The 25,364-nt window shown below is 61.0% G+C and carries 22 protein-coding genes and 2 pseudogenes; 10 read left to right on the forward strand and 14 right to left on the reverse strand.

Going from position 1 to position 25,364, the window contains the following annotated elements; genetic code table 11:
* Window positions 1-132 precede the first annotated feature (132 nt).
* The 4 genes from GJU48_RS05820 to GJU48_RS05835 are packed head-to-tail and all read left to right on the forward strand — an operon-like array spanning window position 133 to window position 2,864.
* A complete protein-coding gene (locus GJU48_RS05820) occupies window positions 133-447 on the forward strand; it encodes a hypothetical protein (protein ID WP_094949993.1) in 315 nt (104 codons plus the stop codon).
* Window positions 447-1,307, forward strand: a complete 861-nt coding sequence (locus tag GJU48_RS05825) for a DUF72 domain-containing protein (protein WP_094949994.1) — start codon at window positions 447-449, stop codon at window positions 1,305-1,307. The genes GJU48_RS05820 and GJU48_RS05825 overlap by 1 nt, the downstream gene beginning before the upstream one ends.
* A gap of 27 nt (window positions 1,308-1,334) precedes the next feature.
* On the forward strand, window positions 1,335-2,162 hold the full coding sequence (locus GJU48_RS05830; protein ID WP_094949995.1) for an isocitrate lyase/PEP mutase family protein: 828 nt from the start codon (window positions 1,335-1,337) through the stop codon (window positions 2,160-2,162).
* A 3-nt stretch (window positions 2,163-2,165) separates the two neighbouring features.
* Window positions 2,166-2,864, forward strand: a complete 699-nt coding sequence (locus tag GJU48_RS05835) for an extensin-like domain-containing protein (protein WP_094949996.1) — start codon at window positions 2,166-2,168, stop codon at window positions 2,862-2,864.
* Between the two features lie 3 nt (window positions 2,865-2,867).
* Here GJU48_RS05835 and GJU48_RS05840 read toward each other — a convergent pair whose 3' ends face one another.
* Window positions 2,868-3,488, reverse strand: a complete 621-nt coding sequence (locus GJU48_RS05840) for an energy transducer TonB (RefSeq protein ID WP_094949997.1) — start codon at window positions 3,486-3,488, stop codon at window positions 2,868-2,870.
* Between the two features lie 96 nt (window positions 3,489-3,584).
* On the opposite strand from GJU48_RS05840, the pseudogene GJU48_RS05845 reads away from it, so the two are divergent.
* A pseudogene (locus GJU48_RS05845) lies at window positions 3,585-4,364 on the forward strand (class I SAM-dependent methyltransferase); the annotation flags it as partial.
* 473 nt (window positions 4,365-4,837) lie between these two features.
* On the opposite strand, the gene GJU48_RS05850 reads toward GJU48_RS05845, so the two are convergent.
* Window positions 4,838-5,473, reverse strand: a complete 636-nt coding sequence (locus GJU48_RS05850; protein WP_094950076.1) for a TetR/AcrR family transcriptional regulator — start codon at window positions 5,471-5,473, stop codon at window positions 4,838-4,840.
* A 93-nt stretch (window positions 5,474-5,566) separates the two neighbouring features.
* Here GJU48_RS05850 and GJU48_RS05855 point away from each other — a divergent pair, with 93 nt between their 5' ends.
* From GJU48_RS05855 to GJU48_RS05865, 3 genes are all read left to right on the forward strand, one after another.
* On the forward strand, window positions 5,567-6,670 hold the full coding sequence (locus GJU48_RS05855; protein WP_094950075.1) for an efflux RND transporter periplasmic adaptor subunit: 1,104 nt from the start codon (window positions 5,567-5,569) through the stop codon (window positions 6,668-6,670).
* 6 nt (window positions 6,671-6,676) lie between these two features.
* Window positions 6,677-9,742: an efflux RND transporter permease subunit gene (locus tag GJU48_RS05860; protein WP_094950074.1), complete on the forward strand. Its 3,066-nt coding sequence runs from the start codon at window positions 6,677-6,679 to the stop codon at window positions 9,740-9,742.
* Between the two features lie 225 nt (window positions 9,743-9,967).
* A complete protein-coding gene (locus GJU48_RS05865) occupies window positions 9,968-10,330 on the forward strand; it encodes a hypothetical protein (RefSeq protein WP_256671206.1) in 363 nt (120 codons plus the stop codon).
* A gap of 498 nt (window positions 10,331-10,828) precedes the next feature.
* Here GJU48_RS05865 and GJU48_RS05870 read toward each other — a convergent pair whose 3' ends face one another.
* The 3 genes from GJU48_RS05870 to plsB all read right to left on the reverse strand — a co-directional run bounded on the left by GJU48_RS05870 (window position 10,829) and on the right by plsB (window position 14,506).
* On the reverse strand, window positions 10,829-11,518 hold the full coding sequence (locus tag GJU48_RS05870) for a DUF4197 domain-containing protein (RefSeq protein ID WP_094950069.1): 690 nt from the start codon (window positions 11,516-11,518) through the stop codon (window positions 10,829-10,831).
* A gap of 26 nt (window positions 11,519-11,544) precedes the next feature.
* On the reverse strand, window positions 11,545-11,946 hold the full coding sequence (locus GJU48_RS05875; RefSeq protein WP_094950068.1) for a YbaY family lipoprotein: 402 nt from the start codon (window positions 11,944-11,946) through the stop codon (window positions 11,545-11,547).
* A 64-nt stretch (window positions 11,947-12,010) separates the two neighbouring features.
* The gene (plsB, locus tag GJU48_RS05880) at window positions 12,011-14,506 is read right to left on the reverse strand and encodes a glycerol-3-phosphate 1-O-acyltransferase PlsB (RefSeq protein ID WP_094950067.1); all 2,496 of its coding nucleotides are present in this window, start codon (window positions 14,504-14,506) and stop codon (window positions 12,011-12,013) included.
* A gap of 180 nt (window positions 14,507-14,686) precedes the next feature.
* Between plsB and GJU48_RS05885 the strand changes: the two genes are divergently transcribed.
* Complete coding sequence (locus GJU48_RS05885) at window positions 14,687-14,896, forward strand: cold-shock protein (protein WP_032891681.1); 210 nt, start codon at window positions 14,687-14,689, stop codon at window positions 14,894-14,896.
* A 57-nt stretch (window positions 14,897-14,953) separates the two neighbouring features.
* Here GJU48_RS05885 and GJU48_RS05890 read toward each other — a convergent pair whose 3' ends face one another.
* From GJU48_RS05890 to GJU48_RS05905, 4 genes are all read right to left on the reverse strand, one after another.
* Window positions 14,954-15,331: a hypothetical protein gene (locus tag GJU48_RS05890; RefSeq protein ID WP_094950066.1), complete on the reverse strand. Its 378-nt coding sequence runs from the start codon at window positions 15,329-15,331 to the stop codon at window positions 14,954-14,956.
* Window positions 15,332-15,385: 54 nt separating this feature from the next.
* Window positions 15,386-16,195 (reverse strand): putative RNA methyltransferase, encoded by an 810-nt coding sequence (locus GJU48_RS05895; protein ID WP_094950065.1) that lies wholly within the window; start codon window positions 16,193-16,195, stop codon window positions 15,386-15,388.
* The gene (gene dapE, locus GJU48_RS05900) at window positions 16,195-17,346 is read right to left on the reverse strand and encodes a succinyl-diaminopimelate desuccinylase (RefSeq protein ID WP_094950064.1); all 1,152 of its coding nucleotides are present in this window, start codon (window positions 17,344-17,346) and stop codon (window positions 16,195-16,197) included. The genes GJU48_RS05895 and dapE overlap by 1 nt, the downstream gene beginning before the upstream one ends.
* A gap of 253 nt (window positions 17,347-17,599) precedes the next feature.
* The gene (locus tag GJU48_RS05905) at window positions 17,600-20,191 is read right to left on the reverse strand and encodes a glycosyltransferase (RefSeq protein ID WP_094950063.1); all 2,592 of its coding nucleotides are present in this window, start codon (window positions 20,189-20,191) and stop codon (window positions 17,600-17,602) included.
* Window positions 20,192-20,408: 217 nt separating this feature from the next.
* Here GJU48_RS05905 and tcdA point away from each other — a divergent pair, with 217 nt between their 5' ends.
* Entirely contained in the window at window positions 20,409-21,218 is an 810-nt protein-coding gene (tcdA, locus tag GJU48_RS05910; protein ID WP_371917659.1) for a tRNA cyclic N6-threonylcarbamoyladenosine(37) synthase TcdA, read from the forward strand.
* Between the two features lie 101 nt (window positions 21,219-21,319).
* Here the strand turns inward: tcdA and GJU48_RS05915 are convergent, their stop codons facing one another.
* The 5 genes and pseudogenes from GJU48_RS05915 to GJU48_RS25065 form a co-directional block, all read right to left on the reverse strand.
* Window positions 21,320-21,727 carry a SufE family protein gene (locus tag GJU48_RS05915; protein ID WP_094950061.1) on the reverse strand — a complete coding sequence of 136 codons (408 nt, stop codon included), beginning with the start codon at window positions 21,725-21,727 and terminating at the stop codon, window positions 21,320-21,322.
* The gene (locus GJU48_RS05920) at window positions 21,724-22,929 is read right to left on the reverse strand and encodes an aminotransferase class V-fold PLP-dependent enzyme (RefSeq protein ID WP_094950060.1); all 1,206 of its coding nucleotides are present in this window, start codon (window positions 22,927-22,929) and stop codon (window positions 21,724-21,726) included. Before GJU48_RS05920 ends, GJU48_RS05915 begins: the two co-directional genes overlap by 4 nt.
* A gap of 64 nt (window positions 22,930-22,993) precedes the next feature.
* Window positions 22,994-24,028, reverse strand: a complete 1,035-nt coding sequence (gene dapD, locus GJU48_RS05925) for a 2,3,4,5-tetrahydropyridine-2,6-dicarboxylate N-succinyltransferase (RefSeq protein ID WP_094950059.1) — start codon at window positions 24,026-24,028, stop codon at window positions 22,994-22,996.
* A 33-nt stretch (window positions 24,029-24,061) separates the two neighbouring features.
* The gene (locus tag GJU48_RS05930; protein WP_003189147.1) at window positions 24,062-24,424 is read right to left on the reverse strand and encodes an ArsC family reductase; all 363 of its coding nucleotides are present in this window, start codon (window positions 24,422-24,424) and stop codon (window positions 24,062-24,064) included.
* Between the two features lie 258 nt (window positions 24,425-24,682).
* A pseudogene (locus GJU48_RS25065) lies at window positions 24,683-25,337 on the reverse strand (hypothetical protein).
* Window positions 25,338-25,364 lie beyond the last annotated feature (27 nt).

Genomic DNA, 25,364 nt, shown 5'->3' on the forward strand with positions numbered 1-25,364 from the left:
AAATCTCCAATCGTCAGAATTTGCCCCTGTTTCTAAACCTTTTACAAATTATGTGTTCTAGTTATCACCAGAGCATTTGCGCACTACGGAAAGTGCCGCTAAATTGCCATCATTGATACCGAGTCTGCATGTATGCGCATAGACGGCTTTTCCTCACAGTCCTACCCACTCAAGCGTAAGCCGCGTAAGGCTAACGTGACGGTAGACGATTCCGTCGAGGATTCGCCGGACTTCATCGAAGTCCAGTCCGAGTCGCATGCCAACACGCATTCCAGCGCCCAAGGTTCCGCCGGTGCACGTATCAGTGGTCTTCCCGCCCGTCAGCAAGACATGGTCTTCCCCCGCTCCATGAGCAAAAGCGTCGCCACCGCCCTGGCCAGCTACCTGACCACCGCCGGCTTTGTCGAATGGGATATGGAAGTGCTGGGTCTCGACATCCATATCTGATGCGTCTGCCTTACTTTATTGGTTGCCCGTCCTGGAGTGAAAACGCCTGGCGCGAGTACCTGTACCCGGCTGATGCGCGCTCCGGCGATTACCTCGCCTTGTATTCCCAGGTCTTCAACGCCGTTGAAGGCAACACCACGTTTTATGCCCGACCCTCGGCCGCCACCGTGCAGCGCTGGGCCGAAATCATGCCTGAGGATTTTCGCTTCACCGCCAAATTCCCAGGCGACATCAGCCACGGTGGCGACTTGCGCGAGCAGTTGCCGGCGGCAGAAAGTTTTGTCGGTTTGATGAGCCCATTGGGTGAGCGTGTTACGCCGCTGTGGCTGCAACTGCCGGCGAGCTTTTCGCCACAACGCCTCGGTGAGCTGGCAGGTTTTATTGATGGCCTGGAGCGCCCGCTGGCCGTGGAAGTGCGCCACCCGGAATTCTTCGCCAAGGGCGATGCCGAGCGCATGCTCAACCGCTTGCTGCGTGACCGTGGTGTCGAGCGAATCTGCCTGGACCCGCGCGCGCTGTTCAGTTGCACCTCAACCTCAGCCGCCGTGCTGCACGCCCAATCGAAAAAGCCCAAGGTGCCGCCGCGCCCGGCCGCGCTGACGCTGTTTCCCCAAGTGCGCTTTATCGGTCATCCGGAACTGGAAGCCAACGACCCGTTTCTGCTGCCGTGGGTAGAAAAAGTCGCCGGCTGGATCGAGGAAGGCCGCACGCCCTACGTGTTCCTGCACACCTCGGATAACCGCCTGGCTGCGCAACTGGCGCTGCGCTTTCATGAAAAACTGATGGCGCGTTTGCCGGGCCTGCCGCCGCTGCCGACCTTGCATCGAGAACCCGCAGCGGAGCAACTGGGGTTACTCTAAGGCTCCTTTTTCCGCCAGGAGTCAGACATGGATGCCCAAACCCTTCGCGCCGAAACCTTCAAAGCCTTGCACGCGCGTGATCGCGCGTTCGTGATGCCCAACCCGTGGGATGCAGGCTCAGCCATCATGCTTGCCAGCCTCGGCTTTGAAGCCTTGGCCACCACCAGTGCAGGTTATGCGTTCAGCCTGGGGCGGCCGGATGCAGAAGGTGCGTTGTCGCTGGAGGACACATTGGGCAATGCTTCAGCGATTGTTCGGGCGACCGCGCTGCCGGTGGCGGCTGATCTGGAAAACGGCTTCAGTGATACCCCTGAGGGCTGCGCCCAAACCATCCTGCGCGCGGCGGCCACGGGCATCGTCGGCGGCTCCATCGAAGACGCCACGGGTATCGCCGTCGACCCCATCTACCCTTTTGATTTGTCTGTTGAGCGCGTAGAAGCGGCGGTTGCCGCTGCCCGCAGTCTGCCATTCCCTTTCACCCTGACGGCCCGCGCAGAAAACCTCCTGCATGGCCGCCTGGATTTGCCTGACACCATCCGCCGCTTGCAGGCCTACGCCGAAGCCGGTGCCGACGTGCTGTATGCCCCAGCGCTACGCAGCGCCGAGGAAATACTGGCAGTGGTCAAGGCCGTCGCGCCCAAACCGGTCAACGTGTTGATGTCCGGTGGCTTGAACCTCAGCGTCGCGCAGTTGAGCGAGCTGGGCGTACGCCGTATCAGTGTCGGCTCGGCTATGGCGCTGGCCGCGTATGGCGAGTTCTACCGCGCCGCACAGGAAGTGTATGAGTTGGGCACCTTTACCTTCACCGAGCGCAAGATGCCGTTCAGTCAGGCCAACCAATTCTTCAAGGGCTAAGCCGTGCGCTTTTTCAACGTGATCGGTGCGCTGCTGTTGCTGGCGGGTGTGTTCGCAGTGGGTGTGTGGCGAGGCTGGGTGCCGTTGCCTGCTGAGTGGAACCCCTGGGCGCCGCTGGATGTGCGCGCCAACCCGAACCTGCTGACGCGCTTCAAGCTCGGCCGGCTGCAGGATGATCCGGCGCTGTGCGACCACGTGCTGAACACCTCCGGCTTGCGCGTCAGCCATCAGGCAGATAGTCCTGCTGACGCTGCGTGCCCATTGCGCAACGTCTTGCGCGTGCAGGGCGCCGACGTGGCCTTGAGCAGCAGCTTTCTCGCCAGTTGCCCGCTGGCCGTGGCGTTTGCCCTGTTCGAGCGCCATAGCCTGCAACCGGCGGCCCAGGCGGTGTTTGGCCAGGCGGTGACGCGGGTCGACCACCTCGGCAGCTTTGCCTGTCGCAACATGTATAACCGCGCAGGCGGGCGGCTCAGTCAACATGCTTCGGCCAATGCCCTGGACATCGCCGGCTTTCGTCTGGCGGATGGGCGCAGCATCAGTGTGCTTAAGGATTGGCCGGGGGAGGGCGACAGCGCGCGCTTTTTGCGACAGGTACGCGACGGTGCCTGCGATGATTTCAATGTGGTGTTGAGCCCGGACTACAACGCCGCCCATCGCAACCATTTCCATCTGGACATGGGCCGTTGGTGGGTGTGTCGCTGAGGCTCAGGCGGCCAGGCGCAGGTTGTTGAGGATCAGAGGGCGCGCCCAGTGGTAGTCGAAGTCCAACGCTTTCTGTTGCGCCACCAGTGCTTCGGTCGGGTACGGCGTGGCAGGCGGTGGCAACAGGTCCAGTTCGAACTCGGCAATCGGCAGGTGCAACGGCTGGGGTTCTGGCGCGGGGCCCGGCTTAGGCAGCGGTTGACCGGCGCTCAGTACGATCGGGCGTACCCAGCCACTGTCGAAGTTCTGCTGGCGCTGTTGGGCGACAATTTCTTCATCTGGGAATGGCGTGGCGGGCGGCGGCAGTAATTCGGTTTCAAATTCGGCGATTGGCAGGAACAACGGCTCCGGCGGGGCGATTTCGGTGTCTTTCACGTCGCATTCACGCTGGGTGAGGATCTGCGACAGCAGGTCGGCGCCTTCGCTGGGCTCTACCGCCGGGTCCTTCGGCGCCGGTGCTTTGGCGGCGAGCGCATCCGGCGTATCGCCGAGCTGTTCGGCCAACGCACGGGCAAAGAAGTCCTGCCACACATGACTCACCCCGGCCAGCGCTTGAGTATTGCGCAGGCCGTAGTGGTTGTGGGTCGGCAGTACACCGATGGTTAGGGGAAGAATGTCTGACATTTTTCTCGGTCGACGCTCAGCTCTGGCAAAATACCTGACTGTTGTTTTTATCGGCCGCTGTTTGCCGATCCTTAATATTTTTGAGCGTAGCGATTGATGAGCGAACAACCAGCGGCCAGCCGCATTCGGGTCGAGGCTTTGGCCGAAGGTTTCCAGGCGCGTGCCGAGCACTGGGCGTCGCAGCTTGGCCTGCCTTTGCAGCTGGAAAAGGCGGATTTTTCCCTGCAAGTCGGCGAGCACGGCCTGCAGTTGCAACAGCTCGGGCCTGATGCGCCGGGGCCGGTGCGTGTGGATTTTGTCGAGGGTGGCGCGGCGCACCGGCGTTTGTACGGTGGTGGCAGTGGGCAGATGATCGCCAAGGCTGTGGGTATTGCTCAAGGCGTGCGTCCACGGGTGCTGGATGCCACGGCGGGTTTGGGTAAGGACGCGTTTGTGCTGGCCAGTCTGGGGTGTGAGATGAGCCTGATCGAGCGTCAGCCGTTGATTGGCGCCTTGCTTGAAGACGGCCTGGCCCGGGGTGCGGATGACTTTGAGGTGGCACCCATTGTGGCGCGCATGAAGCTGCTCAAGGGCAACTCCATCGAGGTGATGCTCAACTGGGAAGGTGAGCCGCCGCAGGTGATCTACCTGGACCCGATGTTCCCTCATCGTGAGAAAACTGCGTTGGTGAAGAAGGAGATGCGGCTGTTCCGGCCACTGGTTGGCGATGATCCGGATGCGCCGGCGTTGCTCGCTGCTGCCTTGGCGTTGGCCAGCCACCGTGTGGTGGTCAAGCGCCCGCGCAAGGCGCCGTGCATTGAGGGGCCCAAGCCGAGCCATGCGTTGGATGGGAAGTCGAGCCGGTATGACATTTATCCGAAGAAAGCGCTCAAGCCGATGAATGGGTATCTACGCAACTTTTTGTGTTGCGCTAAGCTTTTGACGGGGTTTTTAGGTAGATATGAGTACATATCCGTTGCTGCGGTAACGGCTCTAGGGTTCCGCTCTTACAGCGGGTCACTTTTGGAAGGACCCAAAAGTAACCAAAAGTCCTCGCCCCACCACTCGGCACCTCGCTTAGGCTCGGTGTGCCCTCACCGGCTTGAATCCGTGGGCCGCCGCGATGGGCCATCCTTGGCCCAGCGCGGCTAACCCGGCGTCCTGCCGGGTTACCCACGGATTCAAGCCTGCGTTCGGCCACGTGGTTAACGGGGCGCCTCAGATCAAGATCAAGATCAAGATCAAAAGCAAGAGCACGGCGGCCTAGTAGCCGACCTGAGTGGTTGAAGCAAAAGCAGGGCAGGCGAGCGCCATATCAGCCGTTATCGAAATAACGGATATTCACCCAGCAGCCCCTCAACAACCCGGCGTCAGGCCCTATAGGCCCGCATAAACAACCCCACCACCTCCTGCACATGCGCTTCGGCGGCTTCTTCACTCAGTTGCCCACCACAGCCATACAGCAAACAGAAATTCGCCGTGCCCTTGAGCAGGCAAAAGAAGTGCTCGGCCGCCGTAAACGGTTTATCGATGCTCAGGGCGCCGCTCTGGTCGATGCGGCTGAGCAGGCGCTCCATGCCTTGCAGCATGCGCATGGGGCCGGCTTCAAAGAAGATCTGTGAGAGTTTCACGTCCTGATTGCCGGTGGTCATCATCAGGCGGTGCAGGTTTACCGACTCCTCGCTGTTGATCAGCCGATGAAAGCCGCGTGCGATGTTCAGCAGCACGGTGTCCACGGGCATGCCTGCGGGCAGCTCGAAATACATCACCGGCAACTGTTCCTCGCATTTCGCCACAACGGCGGCGGTGAACAAGGTCTCTTTGTCGGTGAAGTGGCTGTAGACGGTCAGTTTTGACACGCCGGCCTCAAGGGCCACGGCATCCATGCTGGTGCTGGCGTAGCCATTGCTCAAAAACAGGATTTTCGCTGCTTCGAGAATTGCCTGGCGTTTTGCCATGTCCTTGGGACGCCCGGGGCTATTGGTGTTTACAGGATTGTCGGACATTTTCACCTTTAATACTGGACTGGCGAGTTTGGTATTAATAACATACCGGCAAGTATAATTATTCCTAGCTCCATTTGCGAAAGGTCCTTCAGCATGCGCAGCACTTTCCTGCCCCTTGCGTTGCCTGTCAGCCTGGTCTTCCTGTTGGCCGCTTGCGGCCATGAAGAAGCGGCCCAAACCACCATCCGCCCCGCTATGGTGGTGCAGCCGCAGCCCTCGGCGCAGGCGATGGACAGTTTCCCTGGCGAGGTGCGTGCCCGTTATGAGCCGGACCTGGCCTTTCGCATTGGCGGCAAAGTCAGCAAACGCCTGGTGGAGGAGGGTGAGCGGGTCAAGGCCAACCAACCGCTGGCCGAACTCGACCCACAGGACGTGCGCCTGCAACTGGAAGCCACCCGTGCCCAGGTCGCTGCCGCCGAGGCCAACCTGAGCCTGGTGCGCGCCGAGCGCGATCGCTACAAGACCCTGATGGACCGTCAGATGGTCAGCCGTTCCCAGTACGACAATTCCGAAAACCTCTACCGGGCAGGCGAAGCACGCCTGAAGCAGATCAAGGCCGAGTTCGACGTGTCCAGCAACCAGGCCGGTTACGCTGTGTTGCGTGCGCCCCAGGACGGCGTGGTTGCCAAGCGCGCGGTGGAAGTCGGCCAAGTGGTAGCGGCCGGCCAGACCGTGTTCACCCTGGCCACCGATGGCGAGCGTGAAGTCCTGATCAGCCTGCCGGAACAAGGCTTTGGCCGGTTCAAGATCGGCCAGCCGGTGTCGGTGGAATTGTGGAGCCAGCCCGACCAACGTTTTGCCGGGCGCATTCGTGAGCTGTCACCCGCTGCCGATCCGAAATCGCGCACCTTTGCCGCCCGCGTCGCGTTCACCGGCGGTAAAGTCCCGGCCGAACTGGGCCAGAGTGCCCGCGTATTCATACAGGCCGATGGCGTGATTGCGCTGTCGGTGCCGCTGTCGGCCCTGAGTGCGGAGAACGGCGCGTCCTACGTCTGGTTGGTGCAACCGGACAACACGCTCAAACGCACCCCGGTGCGCATCGGTGCTTTCGGTGAAAAAACTGTGCCGGTATTGGAAGGCCTGACCGCCACTGATTGGGTGATCGCAGCGGGCGTGCATGTGCTCCATGAGGGCCAGCAAGTGCGCCCGGTGGATCGCTCCAACCGTGTGGTGAATCTGGCGGCCAACAAGGAGTAGTCCCCGATGGGTTTCAATCTTTCCGAATGGGCGTTGCGTAATCGCCAGATCGTACTGTTCCTGATGATCCTGCTGGCGGTGGTCGGCACGCTGTCCTACACCAAGCTTGGGCAAAGCGAAGACCCGCCGTTCACCTTCAAGGCCATGGTGATCAAGACCAACTGGCCCGGGGCCACGGCTCAGGAAGTCTCGCGCCAGGTTACCGAGCGCATCGAGAAAAAACTCATGGAGACCGGCGAATATGAGCGCATCGTCTCCTTCTCGCGGCCCGGTGAATCCCAGGTCACCTTTATCGCCCGCGACTCGATGCATTCGGCGCAGATTCCTGACTTGTGGTACCAGGTGCGCAAGAAGATCAGCGACATTCGCCAGACCTTGCCGCCGGACATCCAAGGGCCGTTTTTCAACGATGAATTCGGCACTACCTTCGGCAATATCTACGCGTTGACCGGCGACGGCTTCGACTACGCCGTGCTCAAGGACTACGCCGACCGCATCCAGATTCAACTGCAACGCGTGCCGGATGTGGGCAAGGTCGAGTTGCTTGGCCTGCAGGATGAGAAGATCTGGATCGAGCTGTCCAACCTCAAGCTCGCCACCCTCGGCCTGCCGTTGGCCGCCGTGCAGCAGGCCCTGCAGGAGCAGAACGCGGTCTCGACCGCCGGCTTCTTCGAAACCCCGACCGAGCGCGTGCAACTGCGCGTGTCGGGCAACTTCAAGACGGTGGAGGAGATTCGCAATTTCCCGATTCGTGTGGGTGACCGCACCTTCCGTATCGGCGACGTGGCCGACATCCACCGTGGCTTCAACGACCCACCGGCACCGCGCATGCGCTACATGGGCGCGGACGCCATCGGCCTGGCCGTGGCCATGCGTGACGGCGGCGACATCCTGGTATTGGGCAAAGCCCTCGAAGGCGAATTCGCACGCCTGCAAAAGAACCTTCCGGCAGGTATGGAGCTGCGCAAGGTGTCGGACCAACCGGCAGCGGTGAAAACCAGCGTCGGCGAGTTCGTCCAAGTGCTGGCTGAAGCATTGGCCATCGTCTTGCTGGTGAGCTTCTTCTCCCTTGGCGTGCGCACCGGCATGGTCGTGGCTCTGGCGATTCCGCTGGTGTTGGCGATGACCTTTGCGAGCATGTATTACCTCGGCATCGGCTTGCACAAGATCTCCCTTGGCGCATTGGTATTGGCCCTGGGCTTGCTGGTCGACGACGCGATCATCGCCGTTGAAATGATGGCGATCAAAATGGAACAGGGTTACGACCGGCTCAAGGCCGCGAGCTTCGCCTGGACCAGCACCGCGTTCCCGATGCTCACCGGTACGTTGATCACCGCGGCGGGCTTCCTACCGATTGCCACTGCGCAATCGAGCACCGGTGAATACACACGCTCGATCTTCCAAGTGGTGACCATTGCGTTGCTGGCTTCATGGGTTGCCGCCGTGGTGTTTGTGCCCTACCTCGGAGAAAAGCTCTTACCGGATTTGGCAAAAATTCATGCCGCCAAACACGGCACCGATGGGCCAGATCCCTACGGCACACCGTTCTATCAGCGTGTAAGACGTCTGGTTGAATGGTGTGTGCGTCGGCGCAAAACCGTGATCGTGCTGACCCTGCTGCTGTTTATCGGCTCGGTCGCGCTGTTCCGTTTTGTGCCGCAACAGTTCTTCCCCGCCTCTGGTCGCCTGGAGTTGATGGTCGACCTCAAACTGGCTGAAGGCGCCTCCCTGAGCAACACCGCTGACCAGGTCAAACGCTTGGAAGCCTTGCTCAAGGAACACGCCGGCATCGACAACTATGTGGCCTATGTCGGCACTGGTTCACCGCGCTTTTACCTGCCATTGGACCAGCAGCTGCCAGCCGCCAGCTTCGCGCAATTTGTGGTGCTGGCGAAGACCATCGAGGAGCGCGAAAGCCTGCGCACCTGGTTGATCGAAACCCTCAACGAACAATTCCCCGAGCTGCGTTCGCGGGTCACACGCCTGGAGAACGGCCCGCCCGTGGGTTACCCGGTGCAGTTCCGTGTGACCGGCGAACACATTGAAGAAGTCCGCGCCCTGGCGCGCAAAGTCGCGGCCAAAGTTCGCGAAAATACCCACGTGGTCAACGTGCACCTGGATTGGGAAGAACCGAGCAAGATCGTCTACCTCAATATCGACCAGGACCGTGCGCGCGCACTGGGTGTGAGCACCGCCAACCTGTCGAAATTCCTGCAGAGTTCACTCACCGGTTCCAGCGTTAGCCAGTACCGCGAGGACAACGAGTTGATCGAGATCCTCCTGCGCGGCACCGTGCACGAGCGCACCGAGCTGTCGTTGTTGCCGAGCCTGGCCGTGCCGACCGACAACGGCAAAAGCGTGGCGCTGTCGCAGATCGCCACCCTCGAATATGGCTTCGAAGAAGGCGTTATCTGGCACCGCAATCGCCTGCCGACGGTGACCGTGCGCGCCGATATCTATGGCAAGGAGCAACCGGCAACCCTGGTCCAGCAAATCCTGCCGACCCTTGAAGGTGTGCGCGCCGAACTGCCGGATGGCTATCTGCTGCAAGTCGGCGGTACCGTCGAAGACTCTGCCCGTGGCCAGAACTCGGTCAAGGCCGGGGTGCCGCTGTTTATCGTGGTGGTACTGACGTTGCTGATGCTGCAGCTGCGCAGTTTCTCACGCACCGCCATGGTGTTTCTGACGGCGCCGCTGGGCTTGATCGGCGTGACGTTGTTCCTGCTGGTATTCCGCCAACCCTTCGGCTTTGTCGCCATGCTCGGGACCATCGCCTTGTCGGGGATGATCATGCGTAACTCGGTGATCCTGGTCGACCAGATCGAACAAGACATCAAGGCTGGCCTGGCGCCGTGGCAAGCGATCATCGAAGCCACCGTGCGACGCTTCCGCCCGATTGTGCTGACGGCCCTGGCGGCGGTGCTGGCGATGATTCCGTTGTCACGCAGCGTGTTCTTCGGGCCAATGGCCGTGGCGATCATGGGCGGGTTGATTGTGGCGACGGCGTTGACGCTATTGTTCCTGCCGGCACTTTACGCGGCATGGTTCCGCGTCAAGAAGGACGCACACTAGTTTCCTGGGGGGAGGCGTGAAGGCTTTTCGGTTGAGGAGGAGGGGCGTGGGAAAAGCCTGAAATCCGATAGCTGCCGTTAATGCCTGAAGTTCCGTTGGCGCATTGCATTTATCGAATGCCTGGCTTATCTGCTTCAGGTCTCTGCCTGGGGGGCGGCGTTGTTCTACCTTTCGGCCTGGTCTCCATGGGCCGTAAAAGCCACGCAATTAGTGGCTGTCTGCTACTTGCTCAAGCTTTCTTACACGTTGTGGCAACGTCACAACAGCGCCGTCGATTCGAGCCGTGACCGTTTCTCCGGCCTGTACTTCTTCTGGCTCACCGTGATGAACCCAAAAGGCTTGCTGATCGTTTCGTTTATCGCACCGCTTAGCGCCTTTATCTCGTTGCAAGGCTATGTCGGGTTCATGGCCACGCTCGCGCTGGTGGTGATACCCGTAGGGTCTGCCTGGATCGTGCTGGGCAGTCGCTTCGAAGGGGGGCAGCAGGCGTGGCTGACGCCGTTGAAGATCAACCGCGCGACGTCCGTGGCGATCGGCTGTTTTGCCACGCTCATGATGGGGCGGTTGGCGGACTCGGTTATTCATTGATTTACATGCCGATGCAAAGCGGCATCGAGTCATGTGGAACGCTCACCTTTTTTACTCCACTCAGAAATGCCTGATGGACAGGCACAGGTTTCGACTTTGCCTGTTGGCGGTCGAGGCTATTTCAATGAGTTAATGGAGTGTTACATGTCTTTTTTTAATGCGATTGCTGCTTTCAAAGGTGCGTTTCTTGGGGCTTTGTTGGGCAATACTGTGTCCCCTCGAGGGTCTGAGCCGGCAAGGCCGCGCACGCCAGTGTCTGGGCAACCCAACATTGGCCACACTCATCCATCCCAGCCAGCCGTCGGTCATACCCACCCTGCCAAACCGCATCACCACACGCCGCACCTGCACCCGTTTGCGGTCAGTGAGCATCAGTTGCCCTACCAGCCTTTGTCCCCGCTTTTTTCGCTGAACCGCTAAGAGGCTTAGCCTGAAACAACTGCGCCAAGGCCCGTGATAAGCGGCCTTGGCGCAGTGATTGATGCACAGTGTTGAGGTTTACAGCGCGCCAAACACCTTCTTCGCCAGGCTGGTGGCCGCCGCCGCCGGGTTCTTGCGAATGGTTTCTTCCTGCTGCGCGATCATCTTGAACAAGCCGTCCAGCGCCTGTTCGGTCACGTAGCTTTCGACGTTGGCACTTTTGGCATCAACTGCGCCAAACGCTGCCGCCTTGCCGGCCAAAGCGTTGTACTGCTGGGCGACGCCGACCTTGTCGGTGGCGGCCTTGACGATCGGCAGGAACTTGGCCCGGATCTCTTCACGGCTGCTTTTGTTCAGGTATTGCGTGGCCGAGTCCTGACCTCCAGTGAGAATGCCCTTGGCGTCGGTCACGCTCATGTTCTTCACAGCATTGACCAGGATCGGTTGAGCCTGGGTCACGGCGGTTTCTGCCGCTTTGTTCATGCTGGTTTCCAGTTGCGTGACCTGATCACCCATGCCGAACATTTTCAGTTTGTCGGCGACTTTGCCCAGCTTGCCGGGCAGGCCGATCTTCACTTCGGGGTTGCTGCTGAATCCACCGGGTTTGCCCAGTTGTTTCACGGCGATCTGTGCGCCTTGGGTCAGTGCATCCTTGAGGCCGCCGCTGGCGTCACCTTGGGACAGGCTGCCAAGGTCCAGGGCCATGGCGTTGGCACCGAACAACAGGCCGGCGCACAGGGCAGTGAGGCGAAGGGAGTTACGGAGCATGAGCGCTTCCTTTAAAAATGGACTGATCAGTGTGCGACCGCATCAACCCGCAGGCGCAGCGGTTGTGGGTCTTGGCCGTTGAGCTGCACCGCGTGCCGTTCGGTGGTGATAAACAGTAGCTTGCCATCCAGCTCGATGCGAGCGCTCACCGAGTAAGTGTGGCCGGGCTTGATCTGGGCCGGGTCGTAGCTCAGGTGAAACGCCAGCGGCACTTGGCCTTTGACCGGGCCTTTCTGTTCGGCGAGGGTCACGGCCGGGGCGTCCATCAAGGACACGTCTTGCAGGCTGACGCTCAGGGTGGCGGCGGGCGGCAGCGCGATGCGTTGCAGGTAAAACACTTCGCCGTCGAGACTGGCCTTTGGGGCTGGGGTCATAGATTGGCAGGCTCCGAGCAGGGCGGTCAGGCCCAGGAGGATGATCTTTTTCATGGTACAGCTCCTTTTCAACGGCGCCGGAAACCGCCCGACGCCTCATTCAATCTAGCGGCTTTCTTCAGGTTTGACAGCTTGAGCTTCGGCTGGCGCCATCCACGCGATGCAAGGCCACTTGGCGGATCGACAGGCGAATATCGGCCGGCAGCACGCGTTTGGCAGCACCTTCGGCCAATTCACCGAGCAGGTCGTGGTAGCTCAACTTGCCCGCCTCATCGCGGCGCAACACATCTTGCTCCAGCAACGTCTGGATAAAATGTCGGAAAAGGCTCTTGTCGAAGAACTCTGGGGCGTTGAGACCGTGCAGGATCGACAGGCGCTGGGCCATGATCGTGCACAGGTCTTCCAGCTCTTCGGCGCTGATGCTGTTCTGGCCGCTGTTGAGCAGCAGCGAGATCGCCATGTAGAAGCGTTGCAGCGTTTGGGCGATGCTCTTGGACAGCAGCGTCAGCAGCACAAAATGCCGTGAGCTCGGGGCTGGGCGAAGGTACACGTCATTCTCGAAGCGCAGCAGGCCTTGTTCAACGAATGCCTCAAGCCATTGGTCGACCACCGCGTCCAACTCGTCCAGTGACCAGCGGATAAACAGCTCCGATTGCAGGTACGGGTAGAGCGCGCGGGTGTAGCGCAGGATCTGTTCGCGGCTCATGCGCGAGCTGCTCTGGAAGAAGCTCGCCAGCAACGCCGGCAGGGCGAAGATGTGCAGCACATTGTTGCGGTAATAGGTCATCAGGACGGCGTTCTGCTCGTCCAAGTACAAAATCTTACCCAGTGCGTCGCTCTGTTCCGACAGCAGGTCCATGTCCTTGACGTGCTTGATCAGGGCCAGGCCATCGCCTTCCGGCAAGGTGGTATGGGGCGAGTAGGGCACGCGGCGCAGCAGCGCCAGGTACAGGTCCAACTGGCGCGCCATGGCCTGTTCATCCAAGGCCAGGCGCGTGGTGGAGAGCAGCGCCAAGGCCACCAGGTTCACCGGGTTCACCGCAGCGGCTTCGTTCAAGTGGCGGGCCACCTGTTCGCCGAGGCGGTTGGTGGTTTCGTTGAGCCATGCCGGTTTGTAGTTCGGGCCCAGCTCCTGGGCGCGCCAGTCGGGTTGCTCGGCGTCGAGGAACTCGGCCAGTTTGATCGGCTCGCCGAAGTTGACCGCGACCTGGCCAAAGCGCTGCTTGAGCGCGCCGACCACCTTGAAAATATCGAAGATCGACTCTTTCTTCTTGCTCGCGCCGCGCAGCTCGCCAAGGTAGGTGCGGCCTTCCAGCACACGTTCATAACCGATATACACCGGCACAAACACGATCGGCATGCGCGAGGAGCGCAAGAAACTGCGCAGGGTGATCGCCAGCATCCCGGTTTTCGGTTGCAGCATGCGCCCGGTGCGCGAGCGCCCGCCTTCCACGAAGTACTCCACCGGGAACCCCTTGGTGAACAGGGTGTGCAGGTATTCGTTGAACACCGAGGTGTACAGCGGGTTGCCCTTGAAGGTGCGGCGCATGAAAAACGCGCCGCCACGACGCAGCAGGCTGCCGATCACCGGCATGTTCAAGTTGATACCCGCGGCGATGTGCGGCGGGGTCAAACCGTTTTTGAACAGCAGGTAGGAGAGCAGCAGGTAGTCGATATGGCTGCGGTGGCAAGGCACGTAGATCACCTCATAACCTTGGGCAACCTTTTGCACACCTTCGATGTTATTAACCTTGATGCCGTCGTAGATCTTGTTCCAGAACCAGCTCAGCACCACTTCGAGGAAGCGAATCGCGGTGTAGGTGTAGTCCGAGGCGATCTCGTTGCCGTATCGCAGTGCCAGGGCCTTGGCTTTTTCCGGGGAAATCTTTTCGCGTTCGGCTTCATCCAGGATGGCTTGGCGCACCAGTGGCATGTTCACCAGGCCTTTCACCAGATTGCGGCGGTGCGACAGGTCCGGGCCGATTACCGCAGTTTTCAGGTTACGAAAGTGCACCCGCAGGATGCGTTGGGCCATCCGCACGGTGCGTTCGTGACCTTTATTGTGCTCGATCAATTCACGCAGGTTGATAGGCGCGGAGAATTGCACACGAGTCTTGCGCCCCAGGATCAGGATGCTCAACAACCGGCGCAGGCGCCCGGTGACGGCCCAGCTGTCGGCAAACAGCAGTTTCCACGGGCTGGACTCGCTCTCGGGCGACTGCCCCCAGAACACGCTGACGGGAATGATTTGTGCATTCTCTTCGGCGTGTTCGCTCAGGGTGTTGACCAGCCGGTTCAGGGTCGGCGGCGCGCCGCGCTTGTCCTGACGGCCGAGCCAGTCGGGCTCCGGCGTGAGGTAGAAGAACGCCGCCGGTTCGATCAGCGGGCCTACCGATACCGGCAGCACCGGGCGCGGCAGGCCGGCCTTGGTGCACTCGGTATCGACCACGGCCAATTCGGTGAGGGAGGGCGATTGCAGGACGTAGAACACCGGCCGGCTGCGGTCCAGGTTAAGGGTTAGGGACGACTGGTTGATCGTCTCGGAGCGAACCCAGAGGTACAACAGTCGGCGCAAGGTGCCAAACACTAGACGGCGGAACGGGGAGCGGGTCATAGGCGTGCTGCTTCAAGTGGAAAAAACCGAGCAGGTGCTCGGGCGGGTAGTGTGCCGTATTCGCCGAAAATCGGCAAAAAAGCAGCGATGTAAACTTGAGTTGATCGTTTTTGAGCCTGTCTTATACTCGGCAGTTCAATGCGAGCGACTCAACAATAAAAGCATGTGGGAGTAAAACAGATGGCAACGCGCGAAACCGGCAATGTGAAGTGGTTCAACGATGCAAAAGGCTACGGCTTTATTCAGCGTGAGGACGGCAAGGATGTGTTTGTACACTACCGCGCCATTCGCGGTGACGGCCACCGCTCGTTGGCCGAAGGCCAGCAGGTGGAATACGCCGTGGTGACCGGCGAGAAGGGGTTGCAGGCGGAGGATGTAGTGGGGCTGTAAGGCAGACCACATCCTGCCTTGATAACCCCCCACATTGATTGGGTTTGCAGGTTTAGATCAGGCGGTTTTCCAGGTGATCTCTTCTTCACCGTCCACGCTGATACGCATCCAGCGATCGGCGCTTTCTTCACCTTCTTCCTCAACCCACGTACCCGGCGCGCAGCGCACTTCTACGTTCAGCGCGGCAAACGCAGCGCGGGCGCAGGCGATGTCGTCGTCCCACGGGGTCTGGTCGCTTTCCAGGTACAGGCTGTTCCACTTGCCTACTGCCTTAGGCAGCCAGGTAACCGGCACGCTGCCGGCTATACACTTGTAGGTTTGGCCTTTCTGGACCCAGTCGGTGCACGGGCCCAGGGCGGCGCCCAGCCAGGCGGCGATGGCCTTGTGGTCGACGTCGGCGTCCTTCAGGTAAATCTCGATATCAGGTTGGCGCATGGATGTTCCTCGTTGCGGGATTCGAAAATCCATTCGCGGATACTTAAAAGTGGGTTATTGAAGCACGAAATAATCGTAGCGCATCGACACCGTGACCTGCAGCGGCTCGGCAGCCTCGATCACTTCGGTGCGGCGCTCGGCACTTGCGCGCCAGCCGTGGGGCGTCATCGCCAGCAGGTTGGCGCGGTCCTTGGGTTCGGCCAGGCTCAGGGTGAACTCAAGGGTTTCGCTATGCGCCAGGCTCATGCCGTCCGGCACCAGGGCCAAATGCTTGTCGTCGGTGTATTCGCGTACCTCGTCGTACAAACGCTCGCGCAACTCCATCAGGTGGCCGGCGGTCGGGCCGACCTTCATCAGGCCGCCGCCGGGGCTGAGCAGGCGCTTGGCCTCTTCCCAATCCAGGGGGCTGAAAACGCTGGCGAGAAATTGGCAACTGCCCGAGGCCAGTGGCACACGCGCCATGCTGGCGATCAACCAGGTCAGCGCCGGGTTGCGCTTGCAGGCACGTTTGACCGCTTCCTTGGAGATATCCAGCGCATAGCCGTCGGCATGGGGCAGGGCCTCGGCGATCTGCGCGGTGTAGTAACCCTCGCCACAACCGATGTCGACCCAGCGCTGCGGCGCGCGTTCGGCGGCCAGTTCCGCAAGGCGCTTGGCCACCGGCGCGTAGTGCCCGGCGTTGAGGAAGTCGCGGCGCGCCTCGACCATGGCCAGGTTATCGCCGGGGTCGCGGCTGTTCTTGTGCTGCACCGGCAACAGGTTCAGGTAACCCTGGCGCGCACGGTCGAAACGGTGCCCGACCGGGCAGGCCACGCCATTGTCCACCGCGTTGAGCGGTGCGCTGCAAATGGGGCAAGCGAGCATCAGGCGAGCAACTTGATCAGGGTCTGGTAGTAGATTTCGGTCAGCACATCAAGGTCACTGGCCAGGATACGTTCGTTGACCTGGTGAATCGTCGCGTTGACCGGGCCCAGTTCAACGACCTGAGTGCCGAGGGTGGCAATGAAGCGCCCATCGGACGTGCCGCCGCTGGTGGATGCCTTGGTCTCACGACCGGTAATCGCCTTGATGCTGGCGGAAACCGCATCCAGCAGAGCGCCCGGTTCGGTGAGGAACGGCAGGCCCGACAGCGCCCACTCCACGTGCCAGTCCAGGCCATGTTTGTCGAGAATCGCCGCAACGCGCTGTTGCAGGCCTTCGACGGTGGATTCGGTGGAGAAGCGGAAGTTGAACACCGCCGTCAGGTCACCGGGGATCACGTTGGTGGCGCCGGTGCCGGAATTGAGGTTGGAAATCTGGAAGCTGGTCGGCGGGAAGAAGGTGTTGCCGTCATCCCAATGCTCGGCGGCGAGTTCCGCCAAGGCCGGGGCGGCCAGGTGGATCGGATTCTTCGCCAGATGTGGGTAGGCCACATGGCCTTGCACGCCGCGAACGGTCAGGGTCGCGCCGAGGGAGCCGCGACGGCCGTTCTTGACCACATCGCCCACCAGCGTGGTGCTCGACGGCTCGCCGACGATGCACCAGTCCAGGCGCTCCTTGCGGGTGGCCAGGCGCTCGATCACGGCTTTGGTGCCGTGGTGCGCCGGGCCTTCTTCATCGCTGGTGATCAAAAAGGCCACCGAGCCTTTGTGGTCCGGGTAGTCGCTGACGAAACGCTCGGCCGCCACCAGCATGGCGGCCAGGCTGCCTTTCATGTCCGCCGCGCCACGGCCGCAGAGCATGCCATTTTCATCGATCAACGCGTCGAACGGGTCGTTTTGCCAGGCCTGCACCGGGCCCGTCGGCACCACGTCGGTGTGGCCGGCAAAGCACAGCACCGGGCCGTCATGCTTGCCATGGGTGGCCCAGAAGTTGTCCACATCTTCGATGCGCATCGGCTCCAGCGCAAAGCCGGCGTCGCCCAGGCGCTGCATCATCAGCTTCTGGCAGTCGGCGTCGATCGGCGTCACCGAGGGGCGACGGATCAGGTCGATAGCGAGTTGAAGGGTCGGCGAAAGGTCGGCGTGGGCCGTCATGGGAAAACTCCGGGAAGCGTGTAATGGGCGCTGGGCGAATGTGGAATACAGAACCTGAATCGGCGCAGGTTCAATGTGGGAGCTGGCTTGCCTGCGATAGCATCGCCGCGGCGTACCTGCTAGACCGCGGCGTCTGCATCGCAGGCAAGCCAGTTCCCGTAGAAAGCAGGGCTAGGCCAAGTCTCACAAAACGGCCGTTATCTTATAGCAAAACGGCGGCCAGAGGCCGCCGTTTAGTGCATTGCGCAAGTTTTTACTCAGCCGTTGCCGGCTCACCCGCTGGCGCAGGTTTTGGCAGCGACGACAGGAACGCCATGATCAGCGCCGCGACGTACGGCAGCGATTGCACCAGCAGCATCACCACCCAGAAGCGTATGTCATTGCTCGGCAGGCCCTGCACCAGGTAGATCCCCAGCGCCGCGCCCCACAACAGCAGCATGATGAACATTTCTTCGCGGGCTTCGGAGATCGCTACCCAGAAGCCGTGGTTATCCGCGTTTTTCGGTGTACGAAAGAACGGAATGCTGGTGGTGAAGAAGCCATACAGCACCGCCTTGGCGATGGTGTGGGACAACGCCAAACCGGCCAGCGCCGCGCAGAACGCATCTTTCAAGTTCACACCCACCGCACGGCGGTAGAGGAAAACGATCTTGCCAACCTTGAACACGAACAGCGCCAATGGCGGGATCGCGAAAATCAGCAACGGCGGGTCGACACGGGTCGGCACGATGATCATCGCCGCCGACCACAACAGCGCGCCGACGGTGAAGAAGATGTTCATGCCGTCCGCCACCCACGGCAACCAGCCCGCGAGGAAGTGGTAGCGCTGGCCACGGGTCAGCTCGGTGTCTTTGCCGCGCAATAGGCTGGCGGTGTGGCGCTTGATGATCTGGATCGCACCGTAGGCCCAGCGGAAACGCTGTTTCTTGAAGTCGATAAAGGTATCCGGCATTAAGCCTTTGCCGTAGCTGTCGTGGTAATACGCCGCCGACAGGCCTTTCTCGAACACACGCAGGCCCAGTTCGGCGTCTTCACAGATGCACCAGTCGGCCCAGCCGAGTTCTTCGAGCACCGAGCGCCGGGTCATGGTCATGGTGCCGTGCTGGATGATCGCGTCGCGGTCGTTACGGGTGACCATGCCGATATGGAAGAAGCCTTTGTATTCCGCGTAGCAGAGCTTCTTGAAGGTACTTTCGTTCTGGTCGCGGTAATCCTGCGGCGACTGCACCACGGCGATTTTCGGGTCGGCGAAGTGCGGCACCATGTGCTTGAGCCAGTTTGGCGACACGCAGTAGTCCGAGTCGATCACCGCGATCACTTCGGCATCCTTGGCGGTGTGCGGGATCAGGTAGTTCAGTGCGCCGCCCTTGAAACCGGCCAGGGGCGAGACGTGGAAGAACTTGAAGCGCGGGCCGAGGGTTTCGCAGTAGTCGCGCACCGGTTCCCACACCGCAGGGTCCTTGGTGTTGTTGTCGATGATCAGGACTTCGTAGTCCGGGTAATCAAGGGCAGCCAGGGCGTCGAGGGTCTGTTTGACCATCTCCGGCGGCTCGTTGTAGCACGGCACATGGATCGACACTTTCGGACGGTAGTCCGAATCGCCTTCCACCGGCAGAAATTCACGCCGGCGTTTGTGGGTCCACACGGCTTCTGCCAGTTCGTGGGCCTCGGTCAGCAACACGATAAACACGCCGAGGGCGCCGAGTGCCAGCAAGATACCGACGGTCACGCTGAACCAGGTGCTGTATTGCTGGCTGTAGTCGTAGCCGATCCACACCAGTACCGATCCACACAGGAACGCGATAAAAGTCAGGAACGTACGGCCACGCTGGCGCAGCGACGAGCCGTCGATCATCAGCAGGGTCAGCGACAGCAGCGCAAGCACCACCGAGCCGATGGCCAGCACCCGCCACTGCGGGATAGCGACTACTGGGCCTTCAAAGTTGAATTTCTGCTGGCGCGCGGCGTTGTACACGCCCCAATAAGCGCCCGCCGAGCCTTCGTCGCTGACTTTCCACGGCTGGTCGAATGCTTCGATCACGAAGTAGTTGTAGCCCTGGCGGTTCAGCTTGTTGACCAGCGTACGCAGGTAAATCGCCTGGTCTGCCGGGGACGTTTCATTACCCCCGCGCATACGGCCGTTACTCGGCCAGCCAACTTCCGACAGCAGCAGCGGCTTTTTCGGGAACAATTTCTTCAGATCCCGGGCGCGGTCGAGTACGTACTGGCCGGCCTTGTCCATCGGAATAAATTCCCAGAACGGCAGGATGTGCGCGGCGATCAGGTCGACATGCTTGGCCAGCTGTGGGTTCTTTTCCCAGATGTGCCATTGCTCGGACGTCGTCACCGGCACTTTCACGGCGCCGCGCACGCGGTCCAGCAGCACAATCAGCGCTTCAGGGGTGATTTCTTCACGGAACAAGGCTTCGTTACCGACTACCACCCGCACCACGCTGCGCGAGCTGTTGGCCAGTTCGATGGCGCGTTGGATCTCGCGCTCGTTACGTTCCAGGTCCGGGCTGATCCAGATACCGAGGGTCACGCGCAGGCCGAACTCTTCCGCCAGCTTAGGGATGTCCCCCAGGGTGCCGTCGACCGAGTAGGTACGGATGTTGTCCGTCAGCTTGCTCATGATTTCGAGGTCGCGACGCATTTCTTCGTCGCTTGGGTACTGGTCTTTCTGCGGGAACTGGCCTTGCTGGAACGGCGAGTAGGAGAACCCGGAGATTTGTTCAGGCCAGTTGGGGGCAGTGACCGGGCGGTTGATCAGCGCCCAGAAGCCGGTGAACAGCGCGGCAATTGCCAGCACCACTACCAGGTTGAGTCCAAATTTACGCGATGACATGGCTATTTCGGGTTCCAAAAGGTGTGGAACGAAAAGAGGTGTCGGCCTACACCGAACGGCGCGCATCCTACACCGGCCTTTCCCTGAGCGTACAGCAGACAGAGAAAAGCCGGACGTTAGTCAGCGAAAGACCATCGAAGTTCTTTACTTGTAGCTTGTCGCTTCGATCTTGTCGCCGTGTAGTCCATAATGCGCGCCGGTTTTTGGGGTAATGGTCATGAGCACAGAAGATCCGCGGTTTGCAGGCGTTGCCCGCTTATATGGCATTGAAGGCCTGGAACGCTTGAAGGCGGCCCATGTGGCGATCGTCGGCGTCGGCGGCGTGGGCTCGTGGGCGGCGGAAGCCATGGCCCGTTGCGGGGTAGGCGAGATTTCGCTGTTTGACCTGGACGATGTGTGCGTCAGCAACAGCAACCGCCAGTTGCACGCCCTGGACAGCACGGTGGGCAAGCCCAAGGTCGAAGTGATGGCCGAACGCCTGCGCAGCATCAACCCGGATTGCACCGTGCATGCGGTGGCGGACTTCGTCACGCGAGACACCATGGCCGAGTACATCACCCCGAACATTGATTGCGTGATCGACTGCATCGACGCCGTCAACGCCAAGGCCGCGCTGATTGCCTGGTGCAAGCGCCGCAAGATCCAGATCATCACCACCGGCGGCGCGGGCGGGCAGATCGACCCGACGCTGATCCAGGTCTGCGACCTGAACCGCACCTTCAACGACCCATTGGCCTCGAAAGTGCGTTCTACGCTGCGCCGTGACTACGGTTTCTCGCGCACCGTGACCCGCCATTACAGCGTGCCGTGTGTGTTTTCCACCGAGCAACTGCGCTACCCGAAGCCGGACGGCAGCATCTGTTTGCAGAAGAGTTTTGTCGGCGATGGGGTGAAGCTGGACTGCGCCGGTGGGTTTGGCGCGGTGATGATGGTGACAGCCACCTTCGGCATGGTGGCGGCGACCAAGGCGGTGGACAAGATCGTGGCGGGGGTGCGCAGGCCTTCAGAGCGGGTCAAGCCCGCCTGAATTTCACTTAAATGTGGGAGCAGGCAAGCCAGCTCCCACATTTAGTTTTAGCTAATTTCACTTAAATGTGGGAGCAGGCAAGCCAGCTCCCACATTTAGTTTTATATGAGGCTTAATTCGCGCATGCGCAGCAGGACTGCATTGAGGCCATTGCTGCGCGAAGGTGACAACTGGCGGGAAAGCCCCAACTGAGTGAACCAACCCGGCAAATCGACCGCCTGCAACTCGGCCGCCGACAGCCCATTAACCCGCGCCAGCAACAACGCCACCAGCCCTCGAATCATGCGCGCATCGCTGCTCGCTGCGAACTGCCAATGGCCGTCCTGCAAACGGCCCACCAACCACACCAGGCTTTCGCAGCCCTGCACCAGGTTGGCTTCAACCTTGTCCTCATCCGCCAAAGCCGGCAGCCGCTCGCCCCATTGCATCAGCATGCGCGCACGTTGCTCCCAGCTGCCTACCGCCTGAAAAGCCTCCAGCGCGGCCACTGCTTCCACCGGCAGGCTCATCGCAACATATCCAACGCCTGGTCCAGCGCTTCAAAGAAGCGTTCCAGGTCATCGGAGTCGTTGTACAGCGCCAGGGACACACGGATCGCCCCGGTCAAATGCATCGCCTTGAGCAATGGCATTGCACAGTGATGGCCGGCACGCACGGCGATGCCTTGCTCGGTCAGCAGGTGCGCAAGGTCGGCGTTGTGCACGCCTTCCACCACAAAGCTTGCCAGCGCCACCTGCGGCGAGCCCAATACGCGAACGCCTTTGCGCGCGGTCAACCCGCGTAGCAGGTAGTCATGCAGCGCCGCTTCATGGGCGACCACGGCGGTTTGATCCAGCGAGCTGAGGTAATCCAGGCTGGCGCCCAGGCCGATCACGCTGGCAATCGGCGGTGTGCCCGCTTCAAAACCCAATGGCGCGGGGCGAAAGCTGGCGCTGTGGTAGTCCGCCAGTTGCACCATCTCGCCACCAAACTGCCAGTGACGCAGGTGATGCAGGGCTTCGTTGCGGCCATACAGCACGCCAACGCCATCCGGGCCGTAGAGTTTGTGGCTGGAAAATACGTAAAAGTCGCAACCCAGCGCCTGCACGTCGTGGCGGCCGTGCACGATGCCCTGGGCGCCATCGACCACGGTCAGCGCGCCGTGAGCCTTGGCCATCGCCAGTAAGGCCTCCAGTGGCTGCCAGGCGCCGAGCACGTTGGATAACTGGCTCACCGCCAGCAGGCGCGTGCGCGGCCCGATCAGTTCGGCGGCGGCGCGCAGGTCAATCACGCCGTCATCGCTCAGCGGCACTACCACCAGCGTGAGCGCGCGACGCTTGGCCAGTTGCTGCCAAGGCAGCAGGTTGGCGTGGTGTTCCAGGGCGCTGATGACAATCTCATCGCCCGCATTGAATAAGTGCTCCAGGCCATAGGCCAGGAGGTTCAGCGCAGAGGTTGCGCCGTGGGTAAAGATGATTTGCCCGCTGTCCCCCGCGTTCAACCACTGCGCGACCTTGCTGCGACTGTCTTCAAAGGCCTGGGTCGCATGGGCGCCCGGCAAATGCTGGGCACGGTGCACATTGGCTGCGCCATTGGCGTAGTAATGGCTGATGGCATCCAACAGGGCTTGGGGTTTTTGCGTGGTGGCGGCGTTGTCCAGGTAGGTCTGGTCTTGCCGTTGCAGGGTGGCGATGGCCGGGAAATCGGCGCGCCAGGGAGAGGGCACAAGCATGGTGTTCAAGACTCGTATAAGCGAGCCCCAGGAGCGGGGCCCGCTAGTGGCATCGAGTGGCTGCTTAGTTGTGAGCGTGCAGCGCTTCGTTCAGTTCGATGGCCGATTTGTGGGTTTTGCACTCCACGGCACCGGTCTCGGAGTTACGGCGGAACAGCAGGTCCGGCTGGCCGGCCAGCTCGCGCGCCTTGACCACTTTGACCAGTTGGTTCTGCTCGTCGAGCAGCGCAACCTTGGTCCCAGCGGTGACGTACAGGCCCGATTCCACCTTGTTACGGTCGCCCAACGGGATGCCGATACCGGCGTTGGCGCCGATCAGGCACTCTTCGCCGACTTTGATCACGATGTTGCCGCCGCCCGACAGGGTGCCCATGGTGGAGCAACCGCCGCCCAGGTCCGAATTCTTGCCCACGAACACGCCAGCCGACACGCGGCCTTCGATCATGCCCGGACCTTCAGTGCCGGCGTTGAAGTTGATGAAACCTTCGTGCATCACGGTGGTGCCTTCGCCCACGTAGGCGCCCAGGCGGATACGCGCGGCGTCCGCGATGCGCACGCCGGCTGGGACCACGTAGTCGGTCATTTTCGGGAACTTGTCCACCGAGAACACTTCCAGCAGATCGCCACGCAGGCGCGCTTCCAGTTGGCGTTCAGCCAGTTCGCTGATGTCGATCGCGCCCTGGCTGGTCCAGGCCACGTTCGGCAGCTGTGGGAACACACCGGCCAGGCTCAGGCCATGCGGCTTAACCAGGCGATGGGACAGCAGGTGCAGCTTGAGGTAGGCCTCAGGCGTGGAGGTCAGTGCAGCGTCTTCGGCCAGCAGGGTGGCGACCAGCGGGGTGTGGCTTTCAGCCAGGCGGCTCAGCAGGGCGGCTTGGGTTGCGTCGACGCCTTTGAGCGCGTCAGCCAGTTGCAGGGCCTGGGAGACGGTGAAGGTGATGGCCTGGTTGCCTTCGGTGTAACCGAGGATCGGTGCAATGGCGGCAATGATTTCATCCGACGGGTTGAGCAAGGGTTGTGCGTAAAACACTTCCAGCCAAGCACCTTGGCGGTTCTGAGTGCCGACGCCGAAGCCCAGGCTGAACAGGGAATTGGACATGCTGTTACCTCTACAAAAATGGAAAGGGCTGGCCTACTTGAGGGCCGCCGAATAACTATCTGGCTTGAAGCCAATCAGGGTTCTGTCACCGAGATCGAGCACGGGGCGCTTGATCATCGAGGGTTGTGCGAGCATCAATTCAATGGCTTTCGACTGATCGAGATCGGCTTTGCGTTCGTCTTCGAGTTTGCGAAAGGTGGTGCCCGCACGGTTCAAAACCACCTGCCAACCGTGCTCGTTGCACCATTGGGTCAAGTGTTCGCGGTCGATACCGGCCGTTTTGTAGTCGTGGAATTCATAGCTCACGCCGTGCTCATCGAGCCAGGTACGGGCTTTTTTCATGGTGTCGCAGGCTTTGATGCCGAAAAGGTGCAACGTTTTGCTTGAAGCGGTCAAGGAATTGCCCCCCTTTGGACAAATAGAAACTAAAGGTCACGGATTATGCCACGACCAGCGGGTTTGGGTGCCGCTCGTCATGCCTCGAAGGCCTAGAGGCGCTCAATCACCCTGGCAGACCGCCTGCGCGATATGGAAAAAACTGGCAATCCAAGCATCGACAACATGCATGCGCGTGATAGAGATGCCTGTAGAAGAGTTCAAGCGGCAGCATTAGGGCAGGGAAGGTTTGAGTTTGGTTTGTGAATAAGAGGGGGGCTACTGGGGTAATGGTGTCACCCGCTTGAACTCGACCACCCAGACCCACGGGTTGGCGTTCCAGTTGCCACCGACGGATGACCAGAGCAGTTCGAAAGACTTTCGAGGATCAGCCTGTAGGTCTCGATCCCCTCGGCGTGCCACCAGTCACCCAGTTCAGCATGATCGGTGTAGAGCCGCACACCCTCGGCCTTGGCCTGTTCTTCGCTGATGTCCTGCAACCGCTCGACGCGCACGTCGGTGATCTCCAGCAGGATGCGGCAGGCGGCACGGGCATTGAATGCTGGGTTTGTACTTCAGGCCGAAGTCTTTCCTTGCCTCGTCGCTGTGTGACCCAGGGCGGCAGTCAGCAGCGTAGGCGTACGCTGGAGCGGGCCGTCCGGGTCTGGGCGATGCTCAACACCGGTGCCGCGCAGATCAATGAAGGTCTCGCGCACCCAAAGCCGGTCGCCGGGCTGGCCGAAAGGACACTTGCACCCAGCCTCGCCATCGCGCCACCAGGCGCCAAAGATCTCTGGGCCGGCCTCTTGGTATCCCTGACGATTCGTTACAGCTACGTTGTACGACTCGGCAGTGATGGTGGCATCGACATCGGGCTGCGACTTCATTACCCGCCGCGTGACGTCTTCCGGCCTTCCAGAATGGCGCGCACCATCGGCGCCGAGAACAGGATGGGGCGTTC

It is taken from the genome of Pseudomonas sp. IB20 (genome assembly GCF_009707325.1).
In the GTDB taxonomy this organism is placed as follows: domain Bacteria; phylum Pseudomonadota; class Gammaproteobacteria; order Pseudomonadales; family Pseudomonadaceae; genus Aquipseudomonas.